The organism is Serratia sp. PL17 (assembly GCF_017832355.1).
Taxonomy (GTDB): Bacteria; Pseudomonadota; Gammaproteobacteria; order Enterobacterales; family Enterobacteriaceae; genus Serratia.
Window position 1 is genome coordinate 1 of sequence record NZ_JAFIBY010000024.1, and the last position, 1,344, is coordinate 1,344.

The 1,344-nt window shown below is 53.6% G+C and carries 1 protein-coding gene; it reads left to right on the top strand.

Annotated features, from left to right (window positions below; all coding sequences use genetic code 11):
* Nucleotides 1-1,344 (top strand): phage tail protein (locus tag JOE25_RS26485; RefSeq protein WP_209640621.1); only part of this gene is annotated, 1,344 nt, incomplete at both ends.

The window sequence follows — 1,344 nt, forward strand, 5'->3', positions numbered from 1 at the left end:
TGGGTGTTTTACGACATTATGCTGGCTGAGCGTTTTGGCCTTGGCGATCGCATCGACGCCTCCCAGGTATCCGAGTCTGAGCTATACCGTATTGCGCAGTATTGCGATCAACTTGTTCCTGACGGGCTGGGCGGCGACGGTACCGAACCGCGCTTCACCTGTAACGTTTACATTCAATCGCGCGAGGATGCCTGGACAGTTCTGAGCGATTTGGCGGGTATCTTTCGGGGTATGACCTATTGGGGGCGAAACCAAATGGTCGCCCTGGCGGATATGCCGCGCGATATGGACTTCACCTATACCCGCGCTAACGTTATTGACGGCAAGTTTACCTATTCATCTGCCAGCGAGCGCACCCGCTATAGCACGGCGATGGTTAGTTGGTCCGATCCCGCCAACCATTATGCTGACGCGATTGAGGCTGTTTTTGATAATGATTTGGTCCGTCGCTATGACGTTAACCAGACAGAGCTAACAGCTATCGGCTGTACCCGTCAAAGTGAGGCTAATCGCCGGGGGCGCTGGGCGTTACTGACCAACAGCAAAGACAGGGCGGTGACGTTCTCTGTTGGTCTGGATGGCATGATCCCAATGCCTGGGCACATTATTGGCGTGGCAGATCAGATGGTGGCCGGTCGGATTATCGGCGGACGTATCAGTAACGTGGATGGCCGCAAGTTGATGCTTGATAGGACGCCGGGAGCCAAGGCAGGCGATCGCCTGATCATCAACCTACCATCGGGTAAGGCACAGGCTCGGACGTTGCAAGCGGTGAATGAGCGCTTCGTGACAGTAACTACGGCCTACAGTGAGGTACCTGTGCCGGAGTCGGTTTGGTCGATTGATGCCGATGATTTGGCCGTCCAGCTATATCGTGTCGTGGGTATAACAGATAATGGTGACAATACATTTACGATTAATGGGACAGAGCACGACCCAAACAAGTATGCCCGGATTGATACAGGGGCACGTATTGATGATCGTCCTATTTCCATCATCCCACCAGGTGTCCAAGCACCGCCCAAAAATATCGCGATTGAAAGTTACTTCTCTGTAAGCCAGGGCATCGCTATCACTACCATGCGTGCCGCGTGGGGTGCTGTCGAAAACGCGATAGCGTATGAGGCTGAGTGGCGAAAGGATAATGGTAACTGGGTTTCTGTTCCCCGTACCTCTGCCCTAGGATTTGAGGTGCCAGGCATTTACGCAGGCCGCTATCTGGTACGTGTGAGAGCCATCAATGCCAGCGATATTTCGTCTGTTTGGGCAACATCGATGGAAACCTATCTCAAAGGGAAGGAAGGCAAGCCACCGGTACCTGTAGGGTTCAAAGCTTCTCCGCTG